This window comes from bacterium (assembly GCA_037143175.1).
GTDB lineage: Bacteria > Verrucomicrobiota > Kiritimatiellia > CAIKKV01 > CAITUY01 > JAABPW01.
In genome coordinates, this window is record JBAWZF010000022.1 from 1 (window position 1) to 25,497 (window position 25,497).

19 protein-coding genes and 1 pseudogene are annotated in these 25,497 nt (G+C 52.3%); 5 read left to right on the top strand and 15 right to left on the bottom strand.

Annotated features, from left to right (window positions below; genetic code table 11):
• On the top strand, positions 1-805 hold an 805-nt coding region (locus WCI03_08585), incomplete at its 5' end, for a hypothetical protein (GenBank protein ID MEI8139909.1).
• Here WCI03_08585 and WCI03_08590 read toward each other — a convergent pair.
• Genes WCI03_08590 through WCI03_08600 form a run of 3 tightly spaced genes read right to left on the bottom strand, consistent with a single transcriptional unit; the run spans position 799 to position 3,807 of the window.
• Positions 799-1,389: an isoprenylcysteine carboxylmethyltransferase family protein gene (locus WCI03_08590; GenBank protein ID MEI8139910.1), complete on the bottom strand. Its 591-nt coding sequence runs from the start codon at positions 1,387-1,389 to the stop codon at positions 799-801. The two genes, WCI03_08585 and WCI03_08590, sit on opposite strands and share 7 nt — an antisense overlap.
• 46 nt (positions 1,390-1,435) lie before the next feature.
• Positions 1,436-2,881: a YdjY domain-containing protein gene (locus tag WCI03_08595; protein ID MEI8139911.1), complete on the bottom strand. Its 1,446-nt coding sequence runs from the start codon at positions 2,879-2,881 to the stop codon at positions 1,436-1,438.
• A 44-nt stretch (positions 2,882-2,925) separates the two neighbouring features.
• On the bottom strand, positions 2,926-3,807 hold the full coding sequence (locus WCI03_08600) for a MipA/OmpV family protein (protein MEI8139912.1): 882 nt from the start codon (positions 3,805-3,807) through the stop codon (positions 2,926-2,928).
• A gap of 91 nt (positions 3,808-3,898) precedes the next feature.
• Here WCI03_08600 and WCI03_08605 point away from each other — a divergent pair, with 91 nt between their 5' ends.
• Both WCI03_08605 and WCI03_08610 read left to right on the top strand, forming a co-directional pair.
• Positions 3,899-4,675: a hypothetical protein gene (locus tag WCI03_08605; GenBank protein ID MEI8139913.1), complete on the top strand. Its 777-nt coding sequence runs from the start codon at positions 3,899-3,901 to the stop codon at positions 4,673-4,675.
• 161 nt (positions 4,676-4,836) lie between these two features.
• Positions 4,837-5,115, top strand: coding sequence for a hypothetical protein (locus WCI03_08610; GenBank protein ID MEI8139914.1), 279 nt, complete (start codon positions 4,837-4,839; stop codon positions 5,113-5,115).
• A gap of 72 nt (positions 5,116-5,187) precedes the next feature.
• Here WCI03_08610 and WCI03_08615 read toward each other — a convergent pair whose 3' ends face one another.
• From WCI03_08615 to yidD, 4 genes are read right to left on the bottom strand one after another with little or no spacing between them, the layout of a single operon-like run.
• Positions 5,188-5,598: a hypothetical protein gene (locus WCI03_08615; protein MEI8139915.1), complete on the bottom strand. Its 411-nt coding sequence runs from the start codon at positions 5,596-5,598 to the stop codon at positions 5,188-5,190.
• 43 nt (positions 5,599-5,641) lie between these two features.
• The gene (locus tag WCI03_08620; GenBank protein MEI8139916.1) at positions 5,642-6,049 is read right to left on the bottom strand and encodes a hypothetical protein; all 408 of its coding nucleotides are present in this window, start codon (positions 6,047-6,049) and stop codon (positions 5,642-5,644) included.
• Positions 6,050-6,086: 37 nt separating this feature from the next.
• On the bottom strand, positions 6,087-7,004 hold the full coding sequence (locus WCI03_08625) for a tetratricopeptide repeat protein (protein MEI8139917.1): 918 nt from the start codon (positions 7,002-7,004) through the stop codon (positions 6,087-6,089).
• Positions 7,005-7,006: 2 nt separating this feature from the next.
• Positions 7,007-7,453, bottom strand: a complete 447-nt coding sequence (yidD, locus tag WCI03_08630) for a membrane protein insertion efficiency factor YidD (GenBank protein MEI8139918.1) — start codon at positions 7,451-7,453, stop codon at positions 7,007-7,009.
• A gap of 151 nt (positions 7,454-7,604) precedes the next feature.
• Between yidD and WCI03_08635 the strand changes: the two genes are divergently transcribed.
• Complete coding sequence (locus WCI03_08635) at positions 7,605-9,140, top strand: SDR family oxidoreductase (GenBank protein ID MEI8139919.1); 1,536 nt, start codon at positions 7,605-7,607, stop codon at positions 9,138-9,140.
• 127 nt (positions 9,141-9,267) lie between these two features.
• Here the strand turns inward: WCI03_08635 and WCI03_08640 are convergent, their stop codons facing one another.
• The 7 genes from WCI03_08640 to WCI03_08670 all read right to left on the bottom strand — a co-directional run bounded on the left by WCI03_08640 (position 9,268) and on the right by WCI03_08670 (position 22,407).
• Entirely contained in the window at positions 9,268-10,119 is an 852-nt protein-coding gene (locus WCI03_08640; GenBank protein MEI8139920.1) for a DUF3037 domain-containing protein, read from the bottom strand.
• Positions 10,120-10,227: 108 nt separating this feature from the next.
• A complete protein-coding gene (locus WCI03_08645; GenBank protein ID MEI8139921.1) occupies positions 10,228-10,944 on the bottom strand; it encodes a hypothetical protein in 717 nt (238 codons plus the stop codon).
• Between the two features lie 3 nt (positions 10,945-10,947).
• Positions 10,948-13,977: an N-6 DNA methylase gene (locus WCI03_08650; protein ID MEI8139922.1), complete on the bottom strand. Its 3,030-nt coding sequence runs from the start codon at positions 13,975-13,977 to the stop codon at positions 10,948-10,950.
• A gap of 210 nt (positions 13,978-14,187) precedes the next feature.
• On the bottom strand, positions 14,188-17,676 hold the full coding sequence (locus WCI03_08655; protein MEI8139923.1) for a DNA methyltransferase: 3,489 nt from the start codon (positions 17,674-17,676) through the stop codon (positions 14,188-14,190).
• 234 nt (positions 17,677-17,910) lie between these two features.
• Positions 17,911-20,481 carry an ATP-dependent helicase HrpB gene (gene hrpB / locus WCI03_08660; protein ID MEI8139924.1) on the bottom strand — a complete coding sequence of 857 codons (2,571 nt, stop codon included), beginning with the start codon at positions 20,479-20,481 and terminating at the stop codon, positions 17,911-17,913.
• Positions 20,482-20,536: 55 nt separating this feature from the next.
• The gene (locus WCI03_08665) at positions 20,537-21,262 is read right to left on the bottom strand and encodes a PmeII family type II restriction endonuclease (protein ID MEI8139925.1); all 726 of its coding nucleotides are present in this window, start codon (positions 21,260-21,262) and stop codon (positions 20,537-20,539) included.
• Entirely contained in the window at positions 21,259-22,407 is a 1,149-nt protein-coding gene (locus tag WCI03_08670) for a DNA cytosine methyltransferase (GenBank protein ID MEI8139926.1), read from the bottom strand. The genes WCI03_08665 and WCI03_08670 overlap by 4 nt, the downstream gene beginning before the upstream one ends.
• Positions 22,408-22,852: 445 nt before the next feature.
• On the opposite strand from WCI03_08670, the pseudogene WCI03_08675 reads away from it, so the two are divergent.
• Positions 22,853-23,005, top strand: a pseudogene (locus tag WCI03_08675) (integron integrase).
• Positions 23,006-23,017: 12 nt separating this feature from the next.
• Here the strand turns inward: WCI03_08675 and gyrA are convergent.
• The gene (gene gyrA, locus WCI03_08680; GenBank protein MEI8139927.1) at positions 23,018-25,495 is read right to left on the bottom strand and encodes a DNA gyrase subunit A; all 2,478 of its coding nucleotides are present in this window, start codon (positions 25,493-25,495) and stop codon (positions 23,018-23,020) included.
• Between the last annotated feature and the right edge of the window lie 2 nt (positions 25,496-25,497).

Sequence of the window (25,497 nt, forward strand, 5' to 3'; positions counted from 1 at the left end):
TCAGAAGTGTCGCCGCGAAATCCTATTCATGTCCGCATGGCTCCTGTTTCTATATGTAATTTTTATTTTTGGAAATATCCAAAGAACGCGATACTTTTTGCCCGCGTACCCCCATCTCGCCATCCTCGTTTCCATGCTTCTATGTGCAGGCTTCCGTAACCGGGCTACCAGGCCGAAACTGAAACTCGCTTTCCTCTCGTTCTGCTGGGCTATATTCGCACTTGGCATCGTGCTGCTGATCGGGGGATGCCTCATCCATTTCGGCTTACTGGCAGTTGGCGTGATTATTTCCAGTCTTTCGTTATTTCTGATAACCCGTTTTTCAAGATGGACGCCACCCTTTGTTATGGCAGGCTTCGGAGTTCTTATAATGGTATGTTCTACGATCTGGGACATCGGGGTGCGCCCCCATTTCTTTGTTTCAGCCGCCCCGGAAATTACCCGGAAGATATTGGCACTCTACCCCGCTGGCACACCCGTTGCCATGATAGGGGTCTCCTTGAATTACGAGAGCCAAGTGCGGGTTCTCTCCGGGGGCCGGGTGAGCCCCTCCGCTCTACCTGAAACATCCACTCAGGAAGAGATTGCCAAGTTTCCCCTTCTGGTTTGTCCTAAACAAGATTTCGAGGAAGGGAAGCGGGGCAAAGGGATGATTGTGGGGCAAGCGCACGGGGTCGGCGGCTGGCGTGTAAAGGATTTCAGATCACTCCTGACAACTCACAAAAAGGATGCGGTGTGGTCCTCGCGCCGCCAGGAATACTATCTCGTCAGGCCGGAATGCCTCTCTGCGCCAACCGCTCAATAGAGTTTCACAAGTGTCGGCAAGATGCCGGCCCTGCGCAACGCCTCAGCCATCTGGATGATTCCCAGAATCCACATGAACCAGATTGCATCCATCAACGCATGCCGGAACTTGACGGGCGAAACGATATATTCTTCAGGTTCGACGATCTTCAGGCTGCGAGGCCAGAACCGGGGAACGCGGGCCATGTAAGCCTTGAAGGGCTCCCCGTGCAACGCGGCCAACTTAGCCTCCTCGTCCCGAATGACTTTCGGATAGAACAACGCGAACATGAGCGCTAATACAAAGGGAATGGCAAGCGTCTCGGTGGCAAATCCCAACCCGACCGCCCCGATGGAACTGAAAACGTACAGGGGATTTCTCGTTAACGAATAAGGCCCGCTGGTGACGAGGTGCTTCGTCTTATAGGCACAAATGTATTGGGAGCACCATAACCGGCCGATGGCGGCGATACTCACAAACACACATCCGATCAGGAGCAACAAACCACGAAAGGCAACCTGCGCTTCCCAAAGGGAACCCGCAAGAATGATCCCCACAGCAAGCGGCCAGACAACCAGTCGTGACGTACGTATTCGGTAGCGCATAAAAAATCAACCCTTCCCCTGAGGCAAAATTAAAAACGCGTTAAAGTTACAGGCGCGGGGATTGACTGTCAATTGATGGTTTCTGAACAAACACATAGAGGATTGTTTTGCGCTGAAGCAGGGGCGCGATAAATTCACGAAAAGCCCCGTACTTCATGGCGGGCGGAACAAATATCAGGATCACCGCCGGCGCATCTTCTTTTGATGTCATCGCCGGAATTAACTGATCAGCGCGAGAAATCGGAATACGAGTCTCACTGAACGTGGGCGCCGAATCGTCCCCTTTCCAGTCCATACCCACCAGCACCAGCGTTCCCGTTATCCCGCCCCCACCAGCCTCCAACAATAACTCTGACGCAACGGAAGGACGATCCTCCCGCTTACGATGTTTTTCGTTGGGAAGAAAAGTCCGGAAATAGGGATGCCCTTTCGGAGGCGCCTCGACCCGGATGCCGCGTTCTGTATCCAGCGTATCCAGTAAACGCGCAGCTTTCTGCAAGTCCACCATCGGCAGAGCATCATCAGGCCTGAAAGTCACATACACGTCCTGATCGGCTCCGGAGAAACGCTCCAAAGCGGCAAGAAATCCACTGAAAGAAAGATTGGTATTAACAGGCTGCCCCGCTTGATCCATCAAGCTATAGGCGAGATCGGCCATCCCGGTAGAGGTTCCCGGGACAACATTCAATGTAAAATCCGAAATATGAGGGAGCCTATCCTTGAAGTAAGGCTCAAACATGACCTCAATCAACTGATTGGAGGGGAGCAAAAATTCCGGATTGGGTACTTGATAGGAATAGACTGCATTTTGGCTGTCACGACGGGGCACGTCCAGCACGGTCGTCCGCTCGTTGTAATGCGACACGATGCAATTCGGAGTGAAGGCATCAGCCGAATAAACCTTTGTCGTCGTCGGTTCTGTCGCTTCAAACCATTCGGAACCTGTGAAAACAAATCCATTCTCTGGAAGCGACTTCCCCGTCCGGGTATCAAGGGTCAACCGTCCGGCGGGAACATGAATCCAATTTGTGGACGCCGGATCCTGATAATGAAAGGTGACCGCCACCCGATCCCCACGAGGCCAAAACTGGAGATTGGCCCCATCGACCCCATGCCCCGGCGTTAACCCAATGAACTTAAGAGCGTTATGAATATCCATCGCCGAAGCAAAGGAGACAGAATGCGCCTCGTAATCTTTACCGCTATTTGCCGTAATCAGCGGAAATTCCACCGGGCTACCTGCTGAAAGCCGAAGTGATTCGGCCGCCACTCGGACAACACGCCCGGTTTTGTCTGCCAAAAGCCCGGGACTCAACAGGAAATTGCCCTTCCCGCCATACGTTTTCATCCGCTCACCATCAATCGCGCGGACACGGGCGAGGTTTCGCTCCCTCTGCGTGAGTGCACCCTGCTCCACAGGGTCTGCATAGACGCATGCCACCACCAGCAGCACCCAAACGCACATCGCCCCCACAACCTGACTGCTTCTCATAAACAATCCCTTTCGTATATTTCGCGTGTTTCGTAGTGGCAGAGTTACTTCCCGGATTTAAACTGAACCTGATTTTTCGATTGGGCGATTTTCCAGGTGAACCCTGCGCCGACCATATAGCTGTTGCGCGCCCTTACCAAAGGACTGTCCTCATAGACAGCTCCGCCCACATTATCAAGCCGGGCATACATCGCCACTGACACGCCATCAAAAAGCCGACGGGATAACCACCCGGAAACGGCAACTCCCCCATACCCACCCTCACTCTGATAATAAGGTCGGTCGGGGGTGACATAGGCCTCATCCACATTGTAGAAATACCCATTGTAATCCTGATCTGAAAATTCCAAGCCGGTCTTCAAGCCAGCCCCCCAGGGCGATTTTGGGTGTGGCTTGATGCCAGCCAGTACCATGCTCAAGCTACCTCGCAGACCCTCATAGCCGGGGCTCAGGTCGTCCATATCCACGGAGAACACACCGCGGGCCGCCGCCTCGAGGTACATCGCCTTTACCTTTTCGCCCTTATATAAGAACAATCTGGCCGCAGGCCCCATTTCGATAAGCGGGTCCAACTCCGGCATACCCGCCCGAACGCCGCCCCGATCATTCACAGGCGGATTTCCGCTCATGGACAGCTCAACCTCAAAGCGGACCCCCTTATAAAACATGCCCCGAACACCGTCTTTATCCGCCTGAATATAGTCCCCTCGATAGACAAAATAAGGGATCGGAAAGGCATACCACCGATATTCATCTGATCCGCGATAAAGCGGGACCCGTGACGCCATTCCAAACACCCCCACCTCCCATTTCGGAAGCCCATTTAATGCCGGTGGCCCGTTAGTTGAAATCTCTTCAGCATGACTGGGAGGCATCATCCACGTCATGGCGGTCATCCCGGTTAACAATATTTTCCGTAATTTCATAATATTCAAACACCTTATATCTCGATCTGGATTTCCAAATTAACATACGAGTACTGACATTCGAAAGATTTTGTGCTATTTATGCCACTTCATGAAAGTCACTCTATCATTTCTTATCATATTATTTGCGTTTTCACTGAGCATTTCTTCAGCCAATACCAGCGATGTGGTACGGTCTGAAGCACAGGCAATGATGGAGGTCCTTTCCCAGCATTTCTCCGATATTCACACTTTGTCTTACACGGCCGAACGTACGATCGAGGGGCGGCGACAATCCTCAAAAGAACGCTGGTTTTTCGCGTATACGGCCCCCGGTTTTGTGAGGGTGGACTATCAATATCCCACTGAACGGCACCTCATTCTGACCACAAACGCCTTATATGAATATATTCCGGCTCTACGCCGAGCTCTGCGTACTGACCTGACCAAGATGTCGGATACGGTTCGCCAAACCACTATCAAGCAAACCCTCGCGCGGATTTCCCTTGATGGCATCAACCCCGCCAATTTTCAAGAGATGGTCTCACGGACAACCTCAGTCACGACCCCTTCCGCAACGCCGAATATTTATCGCATTACCGGCAACAACCCTAAATTCTTGCTTGAACTTGACCGCGAGCAAAAGGTTTTGCTGACAACCGACATCTACACATCCGCTAACGACCTCCTGCTCCACTCCGAGGCCTCTAAGTTCGTCGAAGCCAGCACTGGATTCTGGTATCCGCAATTATTGAATACTCGCTACCTGACCGACCAGGGGTTTGTTGCAGCCACCACCATTATTCGTGATATCACCATCAACACCCCCCTTACAAATAGTCTATTTCAATTCACCCCCCCCGCTCACGTCACCCTGGAAACACGCTGAGATTCGGAAAAGTGAAAGACATTGTATCCTTGACGTTTACCAAAGTGGCGCAATAATACCGGTGTATCTTAAAGAATCTAGGTTATGCCCTCGCCAAAGCACGAAGGCCTGATGTTGATTTGCTAGCAGGAAAAGAAATGACTAATAAGGAGAGCTCGAATATGAAGAAAATTATCGCAGGTTTGGTAATCGGGATGGTGTTGATGGGCGCGGTTCCCACCGCAAAAGCAGCCGACGCGGGCGGAGCAGCCATTCTATCGGCCGTGATGCCTGGCTGTGGCGAGTGGTATAATCGTGGTTGGAAAGGCAGCTTCCCCATTGTGGAATGTGTAGTTGGGCATATCTGCTGTCTTTTTCAATTGAGTTCCATTATGGATGCCGTAAACGGCAACACGGACGAAGGGTTGCGCCTTGATTTCTGGTCGGCCCCCTCCAAGTAAAACATCCAGCGCACATCTGCAAAAAAGAAGGCCGGGACTTTTCCCGGCCTTCTTTTTTTACTTTATTTTGAATTACTTCTTAAACATGAATGCCTGACCTTCGCCTGTTGACGTAGCCTTAAACATAATAGGCACTAACACATAGCAACAAGGAATGCACAGGTTGCTGTACTTGGTATCCCATTGAACATCAACCACGCCATCGGCATTCGGATAAGCCCCTTTCGCAGCCTTCATTAGGTTCCCGTATCCATTATCCCCTTTAGCCCATAACGCCAGAATACACTGACTTTCACCCTTTGCAGTCACTGGACCAAGGATCACTATGTCGTTCCGGTTAACCTTGAACTTCGTGATGGAATCCCGCTGAGTCGGATAATTAACATCAGAGAACAAGAACCCGGGCGACACCCCTGAAGGCGGGATGCCCATGGGAGGGCTGACACATCCCGCCAAAAAGAAGGTCGCGATGAACGCAACCATAATACCCGCATAAGGCCTCATGATTATATCCCGTCCAGAGTTGTTAACGCTTGATCTTAATCGCGGTACCTTCAACTTGAGCGGTAACCTTTGACATTAAACCCATACAAATCAGATTCCACTGCGTGTCCCATTGCACATTGATGACGCCGTCACAGTCCGGATACTTTGCCTTAGCCGCCCGCGTCAAGTTTCCAAACCCATTATCACCCTGGGCAATCAAACCTAAAATGCATGAACTTTCGGAGGTGGCCGTCACGGGACCCAGGATTACAAAATCTTCACGGGCAAATGTAAACTGGGTTTGACTTTCTCTATAGGAGGGATAATTTACATCCGAAAACAGCCCGCCAGGCGACACACCAGAGGGAGGTGCAGACATCAATCCGGCACAACCTGTCATACCCAATCCCACTGCTACACAACCTAATAACGATAGCCACTTTTTCATTTTTTTCCTTTCTCTTCTTTTTTTGTACCACCTACCATCAAAACTTCAATTTGATGCCCACTCCGGGGAGCATGTCACCACTTTGTGCATCTTTCAGCAAGCCACAATTTACTTCCAGTTGATCAAACAAGGAACTGCGTTGCCTGGAGTTGAATTTATATGCGCCACTTGAAGCGTTGTAAATATTGCCGAAATACCAACTTGTTTCCACCATTGCAAAAACACACCCCACTACTTCTTCATGATTATTAAATGCCGCCAGCATCCCCGCAATCGTCACCCCGTTAATTAAAAAGGAAACCGTGGCATCCCTTGGCCTTTCCACATAAAGCTGCCCCGCTCCTGGCAACAATGCCGACAAGCCCGCCGCCAAGCCTGGTGATTTTTGCGGGACATCATCAAGCCGCCCTGCCAACCCCACAAGTGCCTCAACATCTGCGAATCGGACTGAATTGGTGGGTACACTACGGAACGACTCGCGGGCCCACTCTCTACTTCCGAACCGGGCCAAACAAATACCTTTCATAATTAGCGCATCTCCGATGCGATTATCATCCGGGAATTTTTGAATAAATTCCTCAATCAGTCCTTCGGCCATCGTATATTTTTCCAGTCGGTAAAACGTCTTGGCCAGCATCAACCAGGCATCCCGCCCCTCTGGTCTGTCCCCATACCACTCTTTCAGCTTAAGAAACTGATCACGCGCCGCTTCCCATTTCTCACCCCGATAATAACACATTCCCACCTGCAAGCGGGCGCGCCCGGCCTGAGGTGCCTCTGGATTCTGAAAAACGTAACGTTCATATTCAGTTATCGCCCGATAATAGTCCCCTCTGCTGAACAGATCATCCGCAAACGCCATGACCGGATTTGAATCCGAAGGCACTGCGGCCCCAGCCAACCCTGCACCCAGCACCAACAGCCACACCCATCCCAGTTTTATCATAGAAGTCATTTTCACCTTTTATATTCTGCCGGATCAAAACTAAGCGCACGTCCCCCAATCTGGATTACAGGCGCCTCTCTCATTTCGGTTGATTCATGAATCAATCTGTCCGCCGTCATCATAATCCCTTTGAGCGAACCGTATCGACGAATGGCCTGGATACTATAGTTTGAGCATGAGGGATACATGGGACAATGGGACGTCAACACAACCGAAAAATAGTTCTGATAAATCTTTAGCCAAGTATAAGAACAGGAGCGACCCATCTCGTCTGGCACGTCTTTAACGGACACCATTGGTGACACAGACATATGTGTAACGGGCACGGGAAATTGTGAATTGACTGACCATGGCCCTTCCATATTTCCGGCATATGTCACAGTTGCAATCCACTGGCAAACCGCGCAGAGGCTCGCGAGGCTCAGTCTCTGTATATTATTCCGAGCCGTTATCTTCATTAAAGCTTTTCCCCGGCCAAGATGGCTATTCCGCAATTGTCGGAACTAAATCGAATTTCTTATCCAATGTTTACGCAGAATTCAGTCCGTGTCGAGTCTTGAGTTGTCAACGCATTGACCTCAGCTGTTCTGAAGACTATTATGTATAAATATGTGTCAGAAACAGGAAATCTCCATCGAAGAATTAAAGGCGGCTACTGAACTCCTAAAACAAGTCGCCGGGAACCGGGCGTTATTAGCCTCACTATCTCTCGAAGATCGCAAACATCTGATTTCAGCCGCTGGCGATGTTTACTGCCCCGACATGTTTGAACGCCGGCGTCTGGTCCGTGCCACGGAACGGCGCCGTAAGGCCGAATTGATCGCCCGCGACCAGGCCAAACTGGCCGATACCGGCATCCGAAAACTTCGGCAGAAACCGGTCTTTACCACCCCCAACATTCTGCCTCCGGCCAACTTTGAGCAAACAGAAGTCGAGAATGATCCTGAATTCCGCGATGTGCTGGAACCCCGGAATTGCTACACCTGTAAACAGAATTACACCTCCATCCACCATTTCTACGATCATCTCTGCCCCGCCTGCTCCAAGCTGAATTTCCATAAGCGCACCGAGTCGGCCAATTTAAGCGGCCGGGTGGCCCTGCTGACCGGTGGGCGCGTGAAGATCGGCTATCAGGCAGGGATTAAGTTATTGCGCGCCGGAGCCCATCTGATTGTCTGCACTCGCTTCCCTCGTGATTCCGCCACACGTTATGCCGCTGAGCCCGACTTTTCGGATTGGGCCCATCGCCTGGAAATCTTCGGCCTGGATTTTCGACATACACCCAGTGTCGAGGCGTTCTGCCGTCATTTGCTGGCCACCCTGCCCCGTCTTGACTTCATCATCAATAACGCCTGCCAGACGGTCCGGCGTCCTCCTGATTTCTATCAGCACATGATGGCGCAGGAAACCGCCTCCCTCAATGATATGCCGGAGCAGGCGCGACGTCTCCTTGGTGCCTATGAGGGACTTCGCGGCTACCACCTGCTGCCTGAAGGCGATGCTGTAGTGGCCCAGAAGCGGATGGCTGAAGTTGTCGGCATGACCCATGCCGCTGAATTATCTCAAATCCCCCTGCTCCCCGATGAACTTGCTGCCCAGAAGTCACTCTTCCCGGAAGGCCGACTTGATCAGGATCTGCAGCAGGTGGATCTACGCACCACCAATTCCTGGCGGATGTTGATGGCGGATGTACCGGCAGTTGAATTGCTCGAAGTCCATCTCGTTAATGCCGTGGCCCCCTTCCTGCTGAACGCGCGCCTCAAGCCATTGATGCTCCGCACCCCGGAACGCGACAAACACATTGTCAACGTTTCGGCGATGGAGGGCCAGTTCTACCGCAAGCTCAAGACCACGCGCCATCCCCACACGAATATGGCAAAGGCGGCCTTGAATATGATGACCCGGACTTCTGCCACCGATTATTTCAACGACGGGATTCACATGAATGCTGTGGATACCGGCTGGGTGACCGACGAAGACCCCATCGAACTGGCAGAGATGAAGACCAAAATGCACCGCTTCCATCCACCCCTGGATATCGTCGATGGCGCCGCCCGGATTGTGGACCCCATTATCGACGGCTTTAACACCGGCAATCACGTCTGGGGGAAATTCCTGAAGGACTATAAGCCGACGGATTGGTGAGAAAAAAGATGTCAAAAGTCACGGGTCCAAAGTCCAAAGTTCGGGAGGTCGAATCTGCACACCGCGCGACGGCTAACAGTCACCTCGTTTTTACGCAGGTTTTGCTCGACACTTCGTCATTCCGCGTTCAAATGGCCTGAGCAAATGAAGTGATTTCTTCTATAGAATCGGAAGGCGCCACAAGGGCACCACTGGCTTCGAACTTTCGACAAATCTCTTCCGCGGCCTGACATTTCTTTGCATCGCCTTTCGGCATATGTACCGCAAAAAGCATACGTCCAGCGTCGTACTGCATTTCTTTCAAATGGCCGAGTTTGGCTAGCCAATCATCACCATGCACCGTAATGGCAGTGGGCTTGTCCTTATCCAAATCCAATGGTTTTATGGCACGAAAGTTATGTTCATCCTCCTTCGTCCGTCGTAACAAAGGAAACGGAACCTCATACATTTCATTGCCGATGTGTCCCGCCTTGAACCCCCGTATGCGAGCCGCCAGCAATGTTTGACGCAACCGGCGGACCATTTCAACTTCCTGATATTCAGGCTGCTTGGCAAACATCCGCTCAACATAGTGGTCATACAAATATTTTAGAGCCTCACTCGGACTATCTGCCAGGCGTATTCCAATAGAGCTGTATCGAAACAAAGACTCGCGCGGCTTCACGACTTCGCGAAAAAGGCGACTGAATTCTGCATTACTAAACGCAAATTCGGCTTGTTTTCCAGCTTTCGCTTTTAAACACTCACGAACTCGCTCAAGTTCGACCTGAAAGAATCGCCGCCCTTTGATCAAAACATCATCGTTCAGTTCAGGGAAAAAGCCGGTCACGCGATCCCGCTTTATGGTTTCAAGGCGAAAGTCAAAGTACTGTTGTGAGGGACAAGCAACCACTACACCAAGATTTACGAATTCTTCAGTTTCAGGATACGGGAGGAACCGTACAATGGCGTAATTGCATACAACTTTATTCGTTTTCATCCCAGGACCCTCCAAAAACCAGGAGCATCATTGACCACGTGGTTAAGTATAGACAACATTCGCTCACATGTCATCTGTGCAAGTACTGAACCTTCGAGTCACTTTTGATCAAGGCCGTCCCAACCAAAGATGGCGAATCGCGATGTCGGGCGCTTGTTTTCCAGTCTCCACGTAGCGAAACTTTCGCGAGTGCCGACTAACATAAACGGCTTCCCCGTTGCGTCCGTTCTTGGATCGCCGACACGGACGGGGCATGTCAACGGTGAAGAGTAAAGGTCTTAACTTCAGCGCATCTTTCAACTTGGATTGGATGGTGTAGCCACTGCGAGCGTAGCCGATCATCAGCGCGCTCGTCATTGCCCAAGCGTATTCACCACACACAAACCGAATGATACCCTTGTCACAGTAGTGGACTCCGACTGAATGGTTGCCGTCAACGGGCTTACATTCGATGAAAAGCCAATCTTGAGATGGTTTAAACGAACTTCGCCCTACAAGCCCGATGATAATATCTGGCATTTTGTCAAGTTTCGCCCCATCGTAATTCCGTAATTTCGCCTCACGGGCAACAACAGTGAATATTTGACGATCAAAACCATCCACGACATCTTTGTTGAAAACCTCGTCATAAAGCCACTCGTAGAGTTCATGGGTGACAATATCCTCGGTCGCGTGAAGTAGGTCGAAACCGGGGCGCGGATGAGCCTGCATCCGCGCCCATGCGACACGAAAGGCTTTTTCAACGATGCGAAAAATGGGCAACGAAATCGGCGGGTGCGGCAATTCGACACCATCAAGGCTCTTTTCATAGAATCCATACGCCATGCTTTACTCCTCGAAAACGCTGATATGCTGACGAACGAGTTCAGCCCCAAGAAGTCGTGCGCGGCTTGATGTCCAATAACGATACTGGCTAAGGATGCCGACCAGCAAGCCACCCTCGATTCGCTGGATGATGCGTGTTGTGCCTGTGTCATCTGCCATCTGGAGGATTACGTCACGGAAAAAGGTATCAGGCTCTGCGGAGGAACTTCCCTGCTCGTAAATCAGCATGATGCCGAAGGGAGCCTTCTGCTGGAGAAATTGGTCGTCCGGCTTCCATAGAACGACTTGTGGTTCTTTGCCAAGCACTTTGAAAAAAGGTCGGAGTATAGACTCCAGTCGTCGCCGGAAAGTCTCGCGCTCTGAGCCTGTTGGGACGCGACACGCCCGCTCACGTGATTCATCGTAAGGAAGGCACACGTCAAGCGTATCCCGCACAACCTCCAGATCAAAAGTGTCTAACCCGTACAGCGCCGCAAAAAACGCATCAATGTCACTGAAAACATTCATGTTTTCAGTAATCAATCGCCTGGATAAGATGCGAATAGTGTGTTTCTGCTCCGTAGTTAGTTTATCCAACGGAACAATGGGGCATTCGTCCAAATCAGCCTTATAAAAGCGACGACGTTCAGCTCCAAACTTGGCACTGGTCATTAGTACGTAGTGGATCCAGGGGAGGCTGTGAACAAACAAGTGAAGATAGCAGGCCAACAATTCTCCTTCAGGGTGGCCTGCAGCGGAGTAACCACAAAAGCTTTCATTGTAACCAATATCATCGTGGCTTAAAAGTGCCCAACCGTGAGTTCGATCAATTCCGGGTGCTTCCTTAACTAAAGTCAAAGGGGCTTTGTAGATTGCCTCATTACGAGGCCAGCAGACCGTCTTGCGCTTAAATTTCAGGAGATGTTCGGGCTGCACAAGGAACCTAAATGTATCTGTGGAATCCAAGTTGGGAAGCCCCTCAAGGAAAAAGGCTGGCCTCTGTGTTCCCGCCTCAACGACTTGGTACCCCTTGCCGCTTGCCAATTTTAATTCTTTTTTCCAGTAGAGGTCGAGTGGTTTGCCGACCGCAGATTTCATCTTGCGAGTCACTTCAATATCACACAATGTGCCGATCGCGAGGGCCTTCCAGATCCACGGCTCATCGAATGTGGCACGAATTTCAACTGGGTGCATTGATTTTGAATCGATCCGAACTTCTCCTTTCCGATTTAGAACTGTATCGCAGAAGGGTGTGATAAGTTGGATAACAGTACTGCCTTGGGGCCGTTGGTTGCGCGCAAAGAAGAGCAGGAACGGCTGCCCCATCTTCGGCCAAACCTCAGTATCGGAAAGGTTGGAGCCATTGATGATCCCCGTCACTTCGATGAGTTGGAACATCGTCTCGCGGGCTCGGCGCGGAATGTCTTCCTGCTTGAGCAAAATACGTGCCGGAAGTGCCATTGCAATGCGCCCGCCTGCCTTGCACCACTCAGTGGATCTCCAAAGAAATGGTAAATCTGGTGCGAAATCCGGGTTCTGGTAATCGTGTGCGAGTTCGGTATTTCCCTTTCGCTCAATGACTTCCCGACTGACAAGAGTAAGTTCGGCTGCCAGCTTTTTCTCCTGCTTCGGGAGGCTGGTCCATGGCGGATTACTGAGCACAAGATCGAACTGCCCGTCGAATTGGGTACCGATATGCTTCCCAAGACTACCGATGGCTGGCCCATCATCCGGATCAATTTCCGGGCGGCGGTGGTTAAACAGCACAAGGTCGTTCAGTACTTTGAACCGCAACTTCTCCGGTGGAATCGGCTCTGGATCCAGTTCGATGGCCGTGAGGTAGAGGCTAAGAGCAGAGAGTCTCAAGGCAGAGTCGCTAATATCGAATCCACAAAGCTGTTTTTCCAGAATTACACGGATCGCCTTGGTGTCGGGACGTTGGCCTGTCGAAATCCATCGTTCGCGATAGAGGCGACGGAAGGCCAGCACTAAGAACACGCCCGCACCACAGGCAGGATCGAGCATACGTGCCATATGCGCCTTTGACAGACCATCGAAAGCCTCGTCTACCAGTGTGGCAGCAATCCTCCGAGGTGTGTAGTGGACACTTGTTTCCTTCGCGCTGCGATGTTCCCATTTCCAACAAAATGCTTCGTATACTTGACTCAGTAGTCCTACGGGAATGTGAGCGAAATCGAAATCGCTCCACTTGAACTTCATCTTAGTCTGGTAGTCCTCAGCTCCCACCGGTTCCAATCCACGAACAATGGCGCTGAGATGGCTAAACGCTATTCTGTACCGTTCCGCAATGCTATTGAAGAAGGATTGATTCCCGCCATCTTTGAGTGGCAAGAAGTCGCCATTAAATGTGCGGTCTAACCATTGGCTAGTGGCGTACGCGTTCTCGGCATTATCAAAACACGCCAATAGTCCATTTGCCTTCGGAGCTATGCAATTGACGTCGCGCTCAGTAACGATATGTCGGTCGCAAAGAAAACGAAAGAACAACGCACGACCTATGAGCGACAAGACGTTGGCCCGGCCCAGAATGCGGGCAAGCCGATCGGCGCCCTGATCGAGGAGGGTAAACATCTCCTTGAAAACAAAATCCGCGTCATCCGGTTCACCCTCGCCATCGAAGTTGCCCAGCGCCAGCCGGGAGAAAAACGTCAGTGCCTCACCCGTGCCAGCGCGATAAAGCTTCCATTCAGGAGGACGGTCAGAGAGGCTAACAGCAGTGACCAGGAGTTCACCAGGACGAACACGAGCGAGATATGCGCGGTCGCCACGGCACGCAAGCATGCGTCGAAGATGACCCAACTTCTCATCCTTTTCGCCGGGAGTTTGTGAAAGCCGACTTTCGTTGACGAAAAACAGCAGGGGGTGCCCCTGACTCTCCGCCACACCATTCGGGAACAGCTCCTGCGTGCCACCAATTTTGCGCGGTTCAACCAAGTCCAGATAGTCCAGCATTTCGGGGGATGCAGAATCACCAAATATCCTGATGCTATGGCTGGTAAGGCCATAGTTCTGGAGTTCATTCTTCAGCTTCATTGTTCCCGCATTTCTCATGATTGAATTCGCGCTAACCTGTTTTCCCACCGCACACCACGTGATCTCATATTTCCAACTGATTCAGATCACAACAGCCACTTTTACCGCACATAATGGTATGCTTTGCGGAAAGACCGAGCAAGCTTTTTGTTATACAATGATAAGTATATAAATAACATTTAACTATTAAATAAGTTAATAACAAAATCATCACCCCGCCAAATACTTCCCCTCACCCACCACCCTTGCCTGCCCCAACGTGACTAGGGCCTGCAGCAGTTCTTCAATCTTCTCCACCCGGGCGCGGGTGAAGAATTTTGCAAGGGTTTTGGCAGTGACGGGGGCGGACTGGGTGGCGAGGAGTTCGCGGAGGAGACGGACTTGTTCAGACAGGTCTTTGGGCCAGGCAAGGGGTTTCGGCTTTGACGTCTTCTTATCTACCGTTGCCACCTTCGGGGAAGAATGGCCTACGGCTAATTCAGTCTGCTGCGCTTTCTCGCCGCGGCATTGGTATTCGGGACGTAACCAACGGATGGTGCCTTTGGCTTCTTCGGTGGCGCGTTCAACATTGAGGGCCACCAGCTTTTCTAAGATCTGCTGATCGGTGAGGGTGGCGGGCCAGCCATAGGCGTCAAATACTGCGGCATCAAGATCGTCGTGGAGTTGCTTGAGAACCGAGACCAGGCCTTGCTCGTGGATCTTGCGTTCGGCGGTGGTTAGCGGAGTATTATCACGGAGTTTTTCGAGTACATTGTACATGCCGGTCATGGTGAGATCCTGGTGTTCGGCTTGCTGGCGCTTACGGTGGGCATCAAGTTGTTCGGCCAAGTCCCGGATTCGCACTTTCTGCGTTTCAGTCGCGACAGGGAATGGGAAGGTCTCGAAACAGCGGGTTTTGTTATAGCGCGGTGTTGGCCCCAATATACCTCCTGTTGCTAAGGCCCAACATACATGAAGCCGACTGCTAAGAACGCCAAGGACATAGGCGTCATCCAGGGCTATGTTCACCAACATGTTATCCGGCATAATTGTATTATCGAGAAGCACAAAGAAACGATGTTTGGAGGTTTCAACTGTAGCAATATATCTTTGCATGCCCGATAATGCCGGACGCATTTCGCCCCGTGCCTCACCAAATATCCACCATTTCTCCCTGTAACCTTTTCTATTATTCTGATCCCTCTCTGGCTTCACTCGTTCCAAGACCCATTGATACACCGTAGGAAATTTTATACGCAGATCATTCTCATTAAGACCAAAAAGGTCAATCACCATAACCCCTCGGGGCCGCGCAGTCAGATCGCGCCCGTTACGATATTCGCGGATATAATTTTCGAGCCCTTTAGTACTTCCCAAGCCAAGTATTTTAGCTTCATCTCGAGTAACGATAAAACCATCTCCGATAATTTGAACGCCGCGATAACACAACTTTTCGTTAGCAACCAACTCCACTGTACCTGCCACATCAGCACCAATAGTAAGATCTGGGTTAATCCGCCCCCGGATGCTCACAAATTCCACCTCGAAGCCATCTCCTTCAGTTTCTTTTTCAGAAATGGCCTGACTCAATAACCCATCATGACTCCCGGAGGTAGCAACGGTCATTGCGATACGTACGGCTGCGCCATCAACGACATCGACCCAAGGATGATCTGGAATGGCAAACAGAATGGATAATGGCGGATTGGCTGCAAGATGCGTTTCCAGTACCCGACGACTAAAGGTCTGACGGAGACTATTGGTTGTAATAAACCCGAATCGCCGAATCTCCCCTTGGCGCGTCAATTTAGCGGCGTGATTCCACCAGTACATAACAAAGTCGCTGGATTCGCCCATATCGGAATGGGCCTCCCTTACCGTCTCTGTGTAGCCGTCGCCCAGTGACTGCCGCATCAGGGCGGGGCCAATAAATGGCGGATTCCCGACCACATAATCGGCGTCCGGCCATACCGCCGGACGGGGATTGATGTAGCGCATCGTTGGAACACGGAAGGTCTCGTCCGGGATTTCCCGACCAGTGACCGGATGGGTCTTGGTGGTACGGCCATCCCAGCGGGTAACGGGCTGGCCTTGATCGTCCAGCACTGGCTCGACCTTATCGTATTCAATCAGGGCGTCCCGGCACTCGATGTTGTGAAAGTTACGAATGATCGGCTGGGGCGGATTGACGTTGCCCCGGTTCCTGAAATGCCACTGAAGCGTGCCGATCCAGAGCACCAGTTCGGCAATGGCCGCAGCCCTGGGATTGATCTCAAGCCCCAGGAATTGATGCGGCCCCACCGTCTCTCCGGCCATCTCCAATACCGCCTGATGCTCGCCCATGATGTTAAGAGTGTCCAAGACTTCGCCCTCAATCCGCTTGAGGTGTTCAAGAGTGACATACAAGAAGTTGCCACTTCCGCAAGCGGGATCGAGAACCCGGGTATGACATAGCCGTCGATGGAATGCCTTGAGACCTCCCGCCGCCTTTTTGATTTCACCTTTGTTGGCCAGCGTTACCGCCGCCGCACGTGCAATCTCCCATTCCGCCCGGATGGGCTCGACTATCGTGGGTAGCACCAGACGTTCAACATAGGCACGGGGCGTATAATGGGCGCCCAGTTTATGCCGCTCCTCCGGGGCCAGCGCTCGCTCAAGCAGCGTGCCAAAGATAGCGGGTTCGACATCACGCCAGTCGCACTGAGATGCTTCTATCAAAAGTTGTAGTTGATCCTTGCTGAGGGGCAAAGCGGTGGCGCTTTCAAAAAGACCGCCGTTGAATTGCAGAACTGGCATACGCAGGCTAATGGAGTATCCGCCGCGATCCATGCGCCCCCAAAGTTCTTCCACAACGGGGACAAAATCCTGCGGCTTATCGCGTAAACTCAGCAGGAGATTGGAGAAACTGTTCCGGGCCAGTAGTCCGACATCCTCCGCGAACATGGTGAACAGGCCGCGCATCAGGAAGGAAGCCACGACATGGGGATTATGACCGTCTTTCTCAAGCAACACCGCTAACCGAGCTAGGCTGGCCGCGATTTCACGGGTAACCCTGGCGCTGCGACGGCTGGGATCCAGATCATGAGGAGTCGTCCAGACCAGGCGGAGTCTTTCCTGGATATCCGGCCGTTCCAAATCGCGAAGGAAGATCCGGTGACTGCCGGGCGCGGGGAAAGGGATATAGGTTCCGCCTGTGCAGGAGAACTCTGAATAGAGCTCAATGGAGTGGCCCACATCTACCACAATTAAAAAGGGCGGGCGGCCTTCTGATGCAGAGAGCGCGCGGCTATATTGTTCGGCCTGGCCTCTGGCGCGGAGCATGGCATCGTCCCAGGCGGCGGTCCCACGCCGGGCGGTTCCCGCTTTGAGTTTACGTTTCAGTTCTCGGGCGGCCTCAGACAAAGCCTCATCAGGATCCGGGACATTAGCGCCTTGTTTGGCCTCAAGGACAAAACATACCCGTTTATAGAGATCTATCCGGCCGGTACTGGTGTTGCCGTCGCCATGCTGGAAGACCACAGTCCGCTCAAAAACATAGTTGTTCTGACTGTCGTCAGCCCCGGCGGGCTCCGGGCGTGGCACTCCAATGACATCACAGAGTTCGGAGAGAAATAACTGATAATTGGCCCGCTCGGCAGCGCCTGATTTTTCCCAGCGTTTGATAAACGCCTCGACTATGGCTGGCGTGGTACCCGGTGATGACAGTTGATGTTCCTTCATAACAGCCCCTGACGCTACCACCGAATCAGGTCAAGTCAAGGCGGGACATCGGCTTTTCAGTCTGGTCCGACTGGCGGTGACACCTCTTTTGGGGCATCCACCCGAGGATGCAGGGGACTCAATGGATTTACAGAATAACCAATGCTAAACAGGTTTTGCACGATGTCTTACCCCATTTTCATCTCCTCATTCTGTCATTTTGTTAATTCTGTCAAAACTCTTAAAACGGATGGCTCAGACCCATTTGTGTTTCGGGTATTTGCGCTGGAGTTCCTTCTTCGCTTTCGGATAGCCCTCGCGCCAGAAGGTGGTCAAATCCGAGGTAACCTGCACAGGGCGGTAATTGGGAGCCAGTACTTGGATGGTCACTAACTGGCGCCCCATGGCGATGCGGATACTTTCGTCCACCCCGTAAAGGTCCTGGATCCGGGCCGCAATCGTCGGGGGATTGGTCTCGGAATAGACGACTTTCACTTTCCGACCACCCGGGAGGTCCAAGCGCTCGGGCACCTGCTTATCGAGCACCGATTGCTTGCGCCCATCCAACCAGTTTTTCACCACCGGAAAAACGGGGCGTTCCTTCACTTCCTTCACACTGAATGCGCCCATGCAAATCTCTTCAATCATCAGGCGTCGATCTTCCGCCGTGATCTCCGGCACATCCAGTTCCGGGCACCATTTCCGCAACAGGTTCACCCGCAGCAGCCACTGATCAACATCCTCGGTCCAGTGTTTCAAGGTACAACGGCCCGCCTGAACCTCATCTGCCAGCAGACTGGCCGCATCCCCTTCCGGTGGATTTCCGCCGCGCTTCATTTCAAGAACCAGGTCGTGATAAAAACGGCCCCGTTCTCCTATGACACGTCGGGAGTCATCAAACCGCACCTGAGTCTCCTCCCGCACGGATCCCGGGAATAACTCTTCCAGCCATTCAGGCTCAATCGCCGTCACCAACGAGAGCAGTACATCCATATCGCCCTTGGCACCAACCGGGGCAGGCTTCTTGGTAAATCCACTTTCGACCTCACGCACTTCCGCCGCCACCACAAAAGCACTTTTTCGGACCACACTCGCGCGCTCCAAGACCCCACGTCGACCATGCACCAGTTCGCAGCGCAGGGTACCGCCATCCAAACGACGTGCCACCTGATCGGCAAACCCGGCCAGTACACAGCGGCGGACATCGTCATCAGCCACAATCTCACGTTCCAGGGACAGTCCCTGCCCCTCCGCGATCCGGCAGAACATCTCATAGAGCCGCCCCGCCTGGCGCGCCACTCCGGCGTGAATGCCAAGGCTCCGGCAGTAGTCCACATTGTAATCATGGGCTTCCGCCTCACTCCAGGCCCGCATCAGCTGAAAGAAATCGGATAACACTTCATCACCCAGCTGGCGGTCGCGCTGCTCTTCAACCTGGGAGTCTGTGCGCTTGACTAAGAGACCGCGCTCCTGCGTCATTGCCGCGATCAAGGCCACCGTCCGGACCCGCCCCACATCCTCCGCCGCCATCAGCATGCGGGCATACCGGGGATGAAGCGGGAAGGCCAGCATGCCCCGTCCCACCTCCGTGATATTACCTGTCTTCTCATCCGCGGCGCCCAAGTCACGCAACAGCGTCTCCGCACGCGTCAGAGTCCGGTCTTCCGGCGGCTCAAACCAGGGGAACGTTCTGGCATCTGGGCAACCCGAGGCCTTCAACATCAGAAGAGTTTCCGCCAGATCTACACGACGGATCTCAGGAATCTCACGGGGTGGACGCTCGCAATGCTCACGCTCCGTCCAAAGCCGCACACAGACTCCGGGAGCCATACGGCCGGCACGCCCGGCACGTTGATCGGCCGAAGCCTGACTTATTTTTTCAATCCACAACGTATCGATGCCGCGATAGGGATCGAATCGGGAGACGCGGGCCAGGCCACCATCCACCACTAACCTCACGCCTTCAATCGTCAACGACGTTTCTGCCACGTTGGTGGAGACAATAATTTTCCGGCGCTCGCCAGGCGCGACAGCGGCATCCTGATCCCGCGGCGCCAATTCACCGTGCAGGGGACAAATGGAACAGCCCCGCGTTTCCGGCCGCAGGTTCAATGCCTGAATGGTCCGATGAATCTCGTAGGAGCCGGGCATAAAGACCAGAACATCCCCTTCCCGCTCCTGAACAAGTAAGCGTGCCGTTTCCGATGCCGCCGTTTCCCAGATCGGAACCCGTGCATTATCCACCGGCTTGGGCAGGTACTCGATCCTGACAGGATACATGCGGCCTTCAGAGCGTAAGACCGTGCAAGGAGCGAGATACGGTTCAAGGGTCGCTTTATCCAGGGTCGCCGACATGACGATCAGCCGGAGATCCGGGCGCAGGGTCTTCTGCAACTGAAAGGCGCGAGCCAGGGTGATATCGCCAAACAAATGCCGCTCATGGAATTCGTCAAAGATGATCGTGCCCACCCCGGAGAGTTGCGGATCACTGATCAACCGCCGCAGAAGAATTCCTTCCGTTACAAAAACGATCCGTGTATCGGTACTGATTCGATTTTCAAAACGAACCTGATAGCCCACTTCCCGTCCGATTTGGGATTGCCGCTCTGCCGCAACACGCGTTGCCAATAACCTGGCCGCCAATCGCCGGGGTTGAAGAATAACGACCTGTTTTCCTTCAGGAATAAGCCCGCGATCCAGCAGCACTTGTGGAATCTGGGTGGATTTACCTGACCCGGTAGGGGCCTGAATGACAAGCCGGGTGTGGCTTCCGGCACAGGCCTTCACCAACGCAGGTTCAATCTCAAATATGGGCAGGGTATTCATCCTAATAAAGCATCAGAACCATGACCCATCCCGCCCGACATACCTTCATTTATCGTCAACGTTTCCCGCTGTTAAATTCAACAAGTGCATGCCAATCGATGGCGCCGTCTTTTCCGCAATATACTTCAATAAATTCACCGGTGAAACGGTTCACCGCTTTGCTCCATTCCTCTTCAAACTTTTGCCGATGGATTTCCGGACGTCCCTTCATGGCATCAATGAGCTTCATGTAAAAATCATTATCTCCGGTTAGGCGGCTCCAGAATTCCTGACCAGCCAATTCCTGAAACACCCATTTCCCTGCTTCGGTCTTGGTTTTCTTGTTGCCATAGCAATAACCGACCAGAGCCTCAAAATGCTTCTGCAATTTCAACATGCGCTTTTGCAATGCCTGAAAATCCTGATTTTGTCGCCGCTTACTTTGGGCATTAAAAACCGATGGCCCGGATTTGACCGCAATGGCTGTATAGGAATCGGATGTTTCAATCGCAACATCTACCCCTTCCGATGGTGATGAAACTCCTCCTGAAACAGCTTTGGCCAAAGGCTCAAAAAAAGCATCACCAAATATTCCTTCATCCGAGGAAGACATGTACGCCGTCAGGAGTTGCTCAACAATTTCGGACGCAGTCTGTGTTCCAACTGCCCGAAAAAGATAAGGATTTTTACGTTTCAAAGTGTCTTTCAATTTCAGGCCGCTCAGTTTCCCTATCCGTCGACCGTAGAAATCGTCGAGACATTTTACAACGAGCTTCTCAAGCGTAGTTTTTGACATCGTCATAAATTTTTTTCCAAATTTTTCAAATAGTTGAAGATCGTCGTTCCGATCACATATCCGAGTCCAACAGGAACAGCGTTACCAATCTGACGATACCTATCCACAAGGCTTCCCTCAAAAATCCAGTTGTCAGGGAACTGCTGAACCCGAGCATATTCCTTTACCGACAATGACCGTAATTCAGTGGGATGACACAGGCAGGTACTCTTTTGAATAGGACTGGTTGGAACGGTTGGACTCGGCTTGGAAAACGACAATCTACGAAAGAAACCCACACGTCCTCCCGTTGAACTATATGCGCCGCCCAAAGCTTCTTCCTGCATCTCAGGGGGGAGCGAACGCCAGTTTTCCCCCTCCTGCAATAGGGACAAAAATTTGGCTCGGTTCTTTGAGAAAGGAATGAACTCCGGCTCAGGATCCACAAGCCCCTCCAGCGCATCCCCTAAGGTTCGCCACCGGCGCTGGAACAGTCCTTCTGATGGGCTATACGCACCGACTGGCATCGGGATTTGAAGCCCATCCCTGCTACCAATAAACACCACTCGTTCTCGTTTTTGAGGTGTCCCGTAATTAGCGGCATTAACAAGTTGTGCTGTCACGGTATAACCCATTTCAGCAAACTTAGTGTTCAATAACGCCAAGACGGAGCCCTTTCCGTCAAAGTCAACCTTATCGTCTCGCTCGCTAAGGGGAACATGGTCAATGGCGGCAGATAAAATCCCCCGAACATTCTCCATGACAAAAAAAGGAGGCCTGATCTCATTAACCACCTTCAGGAAATCAAACATAACTTGCCCGCGCGGATCATTGAACGCTTGGCGCTTCCCCGCAGTGCTGAAAGACGGACAAGGCGGGCCACCCACAATTAAGGCAACATCTTTCCCTTCTAATCCAAACTTCTTCAGCAGGGCACTACCCTGATTCCAATTCCGGATATCATCCTCTAACACCGGTATATTTGGCCGATTCCGTCTAATCGTCTGGCACGCACGCTTATCCAATTCCAAGCAACCGACACATTCAAATCCTGCGGATTCCAAACCTAAATCAAGCCCCATAGCACCGCTGAAAAGTGAAATAAACTTGGGGGCTCCGGAAGGATGCCCATATTCACCCCACCCCTCCTTGACGAGAGTCTTTTTTACCATGCCCTTTGAGTTCGGCTTTGTTTTAGGCAACTTTCCTAATAAATGTAGTTTATTTTTATGCATGGCTGAAACGATTATGTTTAACACTTAATTTTTACTTTACAGACTTTCTATTATTTAAGGAACTTATTCGTTCTTTGGCAATGGGTCAATGTACGCACGATGACGTCCAGAATATTATCAAGTCTCTTACCTACATCATCAGCCAGAACTCTCAAGATAAAATATCCATTTTCCTGAAAAAGAGACCCATCCTGATCCTTACGATCCCGCAAATGTAACAAGGCGCGCCAGGGATTCGGCCATGGTGCTTAGGGCTGCGGAATCGGGAAGCGTGATTGTCATCCGCAGTTGGCCTTGGTCACGTTCCAGGGAGCACGTTCCAGGGACAGTCCCTGCCCCTCCTTTAAACACCAATCCTAAGTGGCCAGACGGGTACGTCTCGGCACTTCGGGAGGCCGGCTTGACGATCCGGTTCACCCCGCACTGCTTCCGCCATTCTTTTGCAACCCATCTACAGGTGGAAACAACGATGATCTACACCCACGTGCTCAACAAGGGACCGATGGGCGTAATCAGTCCCGTGGATACGCTGTAATGAGCGCCCCTGTTATTCACCCTTCTTCGGCTCTGCCCCTTCAGGACTCGCCGCCACGACCTCATCATCCTCAGGCTCAACGGTCGTTGCCGCCACCAGTTTATCGCCTTCATCCAAATTGATCAGGCGAACCCCCTGGGTGACACGACTGATCACACGGACATCCGCCACCGGCATCCGGATCATCTGGCCTTGCGCGGTGATCAGCATCAGGGCATCGCCCTCCTGAACAGCATGCGCACCCACGATGGCTCCATTGCGGTCCGAGGTGCGGATGGTCATCAATCCGCGTCCACCACGGTGCTGAACCCGATATTCATCAAATCCGGTACGTTTCCCGTAACCGTTCTCGGTGCACACCAGGAAGGTGGCGCGCGGATCTACAATCTCAAGGCTCTCGACCTTGTCATCGTCATCCAGGGAAATTCCACACACACCGCGTGTATCACGACCCTGATCACGCAATTCGCTTTCATTGAAGCGAATACTCATCCCGTTATGCGTTGTCAGCACGACATCGGTATGGCCATCGGTCTGCTTGACTCCGATCAGCCGATCCCCCTCATCAATCGCGATGGCAATAATACCGGCACTACGAGGGTTGCTGAAAGCGGCCAGATTGGTCTTCTTGACCACACCTTTTGCGGTGGCGAACACCACAAACTGATTCTCGGTAAACTCACGCACCTTGATCATCGAAGCGATACTGTCACCGCTTTGGACATTGAGCATGTTGACCAAGGCCTTGCCACGGGAATTACGGTTCGCCTCAGGCACCTCGTAAACCTTCTCCCAATACAGCCGGCCCGTGGGCGTAAAGAACAGAATGTAATCGTGCGTATTGGCCACAAAGAGGTGCTGGACATAGTCCTCCTCCTTAGTATCCATGCCAGCCACGCCTTTACCTCCGCGCCGCTGAGCCTTATAGGTGCTCACCGCCGTGCGCTTGATGTAGCCGGTGTGACTGATGGTGATCACATAACCGCGATCGGCGATCAGATCCTCAATATTCACTTCACCTTCATCCGGGACCAGACTGGTCATGCGCTCATCTGCGTATTGCTTCCGAACCTCAAGCAAATCGGCCTTGATGATTCCGAACAATTTCTCGCGACTGGCAAGCAGATCACGGAGATAGGTGATCAGCTTGATGAGTTCCAGGTATTCGGCCTCCAGCTTATCCCGTTCCAAACCGGTCAGCTGATAGAGTCGCATATCAAGAATCGCGTTCGACTGGATTTCGCTCAGCCCGAATTTTGACATTAACTGCGACCGCGCCTGATCACGATCCTTCGCCGCACGGATGATCTTCACCACGGCATCCAGATTATCCAACGCGATCTTCAATCCCTCCAGGATGTGAGCACGGGCCTCGGCCTTATCAAGTTCAAACTGGGTGCGGCGGCGGATCACGTCATACCGGTGATCCAGATAAGCTTCCAACATTTCCTTGAGCGTCATGACTTTGGGCCGTCCCTGATCGATCGCCAACATGATGGCGCCAAAGGTCGTCTGAAGCTGGGTATGCTTGTAGAGGTTGTTCAACACCACCCGGGCAACCACCCCGCGCTTCAACTCAATGACGATGCGGATGCCATCCTTGTTGGACTCATCCCGCAGATCAGAGATGCCTTCAATTTTCTTCTCCTGAACCAGATACGCGATATTGGTGATCAGGGTGGCCTTGTTGACGGCATAGGGAATCTCAGTGATGATGATACTTTCTTTGCCCTGTTTGCCTTCCTCAATGCCAGCCCGGCCACGAACCTTCAGAAGGCCGCGCCCGGTACGATACATGTCCGCTATGGGCTTCAGCCCGCAAATGATGCCCCCCGTGGGGAAGTCGGGCCCCTTGACATACTTCATCAAGTCATCCACCGAGGCATTCTCGTTTTCGATCAAATGCACCAGCGCATCCACCAGTTCGCCCAGATTGTGGGGGGGGATGTTGGTGGCCATACCAACGGCAATACCCGTGCTCCCATTCAGGAGCAGATTGGGGACGCGGGCGGGTAGCACGGATGGTTCCATGAGATCGCCATTGTAGTTCGGCACCATATCCACCGTATTCTTGTCGATATCCGCAAGCATCTCTTCCGCCATGCTCGTCAGACGTGACTCGGTATACCGGTAGGCGGCGGCATTATCACCGTCGATACTACCGAAGTTACCCTGCCCATCCACCAGCATATAGCGCATGGCAAAATACTGAGCCATACGAACCAGGGTGTCATACACCGAGGAATCCCCGTGCGGGTGGTATTTACCCAGCACTTCACCAACGACGTACGCACATTTCTTATAGGGGCGATTGTGCAACAACCCGAGATTCCGCATGGCGAAAAGAATGCGTCGCGCACCGGGCTTCATTCCGTCCCGGGCATCCGGCAGGGCGCGTCCGATAATGACACTCATGGAGTAGTCAATATACGAGCGCTGCATCTCGTCTTCGATGTTGATATTGGCCAAAACTTCGTTTCGTGTGTACATAC

Coding starts and splice junctions, on each gene's coding strand:
- WCI03_08590 (MEI8139910.1), bottom strand. CDS start 1,389: ATGCGCTACCGAATACGTACGTCACGACTGGTTGTCTGGCCGCTTGCT.
- WCI03_08595 (MEI8139911.1), bottom strand. CDS start 2,881: ATGAGAAGCAGTCAGGTTGTGGGGGCGATGTGCGTTTGGGTGCTGCTG.
- WCI03_08600 (MEI8139912.1), bottom strand. CDS start 3,807: ATGAAATTACGGAAAATATTGTTAACCGGGATGACCGCCATGACGTGG.
- WCI03_08605 (MEI8139913.1), top strand. CDS start 3,899: ATGAAAGTCACTCTATCATTTCTTATCATATTATTTGCGTTTTCACTG.
- WCI03_08610 (MEI8139914.1), top strand. CDS start 4,837: ATGAAGAAAATTATCGCAGGTTTGGTAATCGGGATGGTGTTGATGGGC.
- WCI03_08615 (MEI8139915.1), bottom strand. CDS start 5,598: ATGGTTGCGTTCATCGCGACCTTCTTTTTGGCGGGATGTGTCAGCCCT.
- WCI03_08620 (MEI8139916.1), bottom strand. CDS start 6,049: ATGAAAAAGTGGCTATCGTTATTAGGTTGTGTAGCAGTGGGATTGGGT.
- WCI03_08625 (MEI8139917.1), bottom strand. CDS start 7,004: ATGACTTCTATGATAAAACTGGGATGGGTGTGGCTGTTGGTGCTGGGT.
- yidD (MEI8139918.1), bottom strand. CDS start 7,453: ATGAAGATAACGGCTCGGAATAATATACAGAGACTGAGCCTCGCGAGC.
- WCI03_08635 (MEI8139919.1), top strand. CDS start 7,605: ATGTGTCAGAAACAGGAAATCTCCATCGAAGAATTAAAGGCGGCTACT.
- WCI03_08640 (MEI8139920.1), bottom strand. CDS start 10,119: ATGAAAACGAATAAAGTTGTATGCAATTACGCCATTGTACGGTTCCTC.
- WCI03_08645 (MEI8139921.1), bottom strand. CDS start 10,944: ATGGCGTATGGATTCTATGAAAAGAGCCTTGATGGTGTCGAATTGCCG.
- WCI03_08650 (MEI8139922.1), bottom strand. CDS start 13,977: ATGAAGCTGAAGAATGAACTCCAGAACTATGGCCTTACCAGCCATAGC.
- WCI03_08655 (MEI8139923.1), bottom strand. CDS start 17,676: ATGAAGGAACATCAACTGTCATCACCGGGTACCACGCCAGCCATAGTC.
- hrpB (MEI8139924.1), bottom strand. CDS start 20,481: ATGAATACCCTGCCCATATTTGAGATTGAACCTGCGTTGGTGAAGGCC.
- WCI03_08665 (MEI8139925.1), bottom strand. CDS start 21,262: ATGACGATGTCAAAAACTACGCTTGAGAAGCTCGTTGTAAAATGTCTC.
- WCI03_08670 (MEI8139926.1), bottom strand. CDS start 22,407: ATGGTAAAAAAGACTCTCGTCAAGGAGGGGTGGGGTGAATATGGGCAT.
- gyrA (MEI8139927.1), bottom strand. CDS start 25,495: ATGTACACACGAAACGAAGTTTTGGCCAATATCAACATCGAAGACGAG.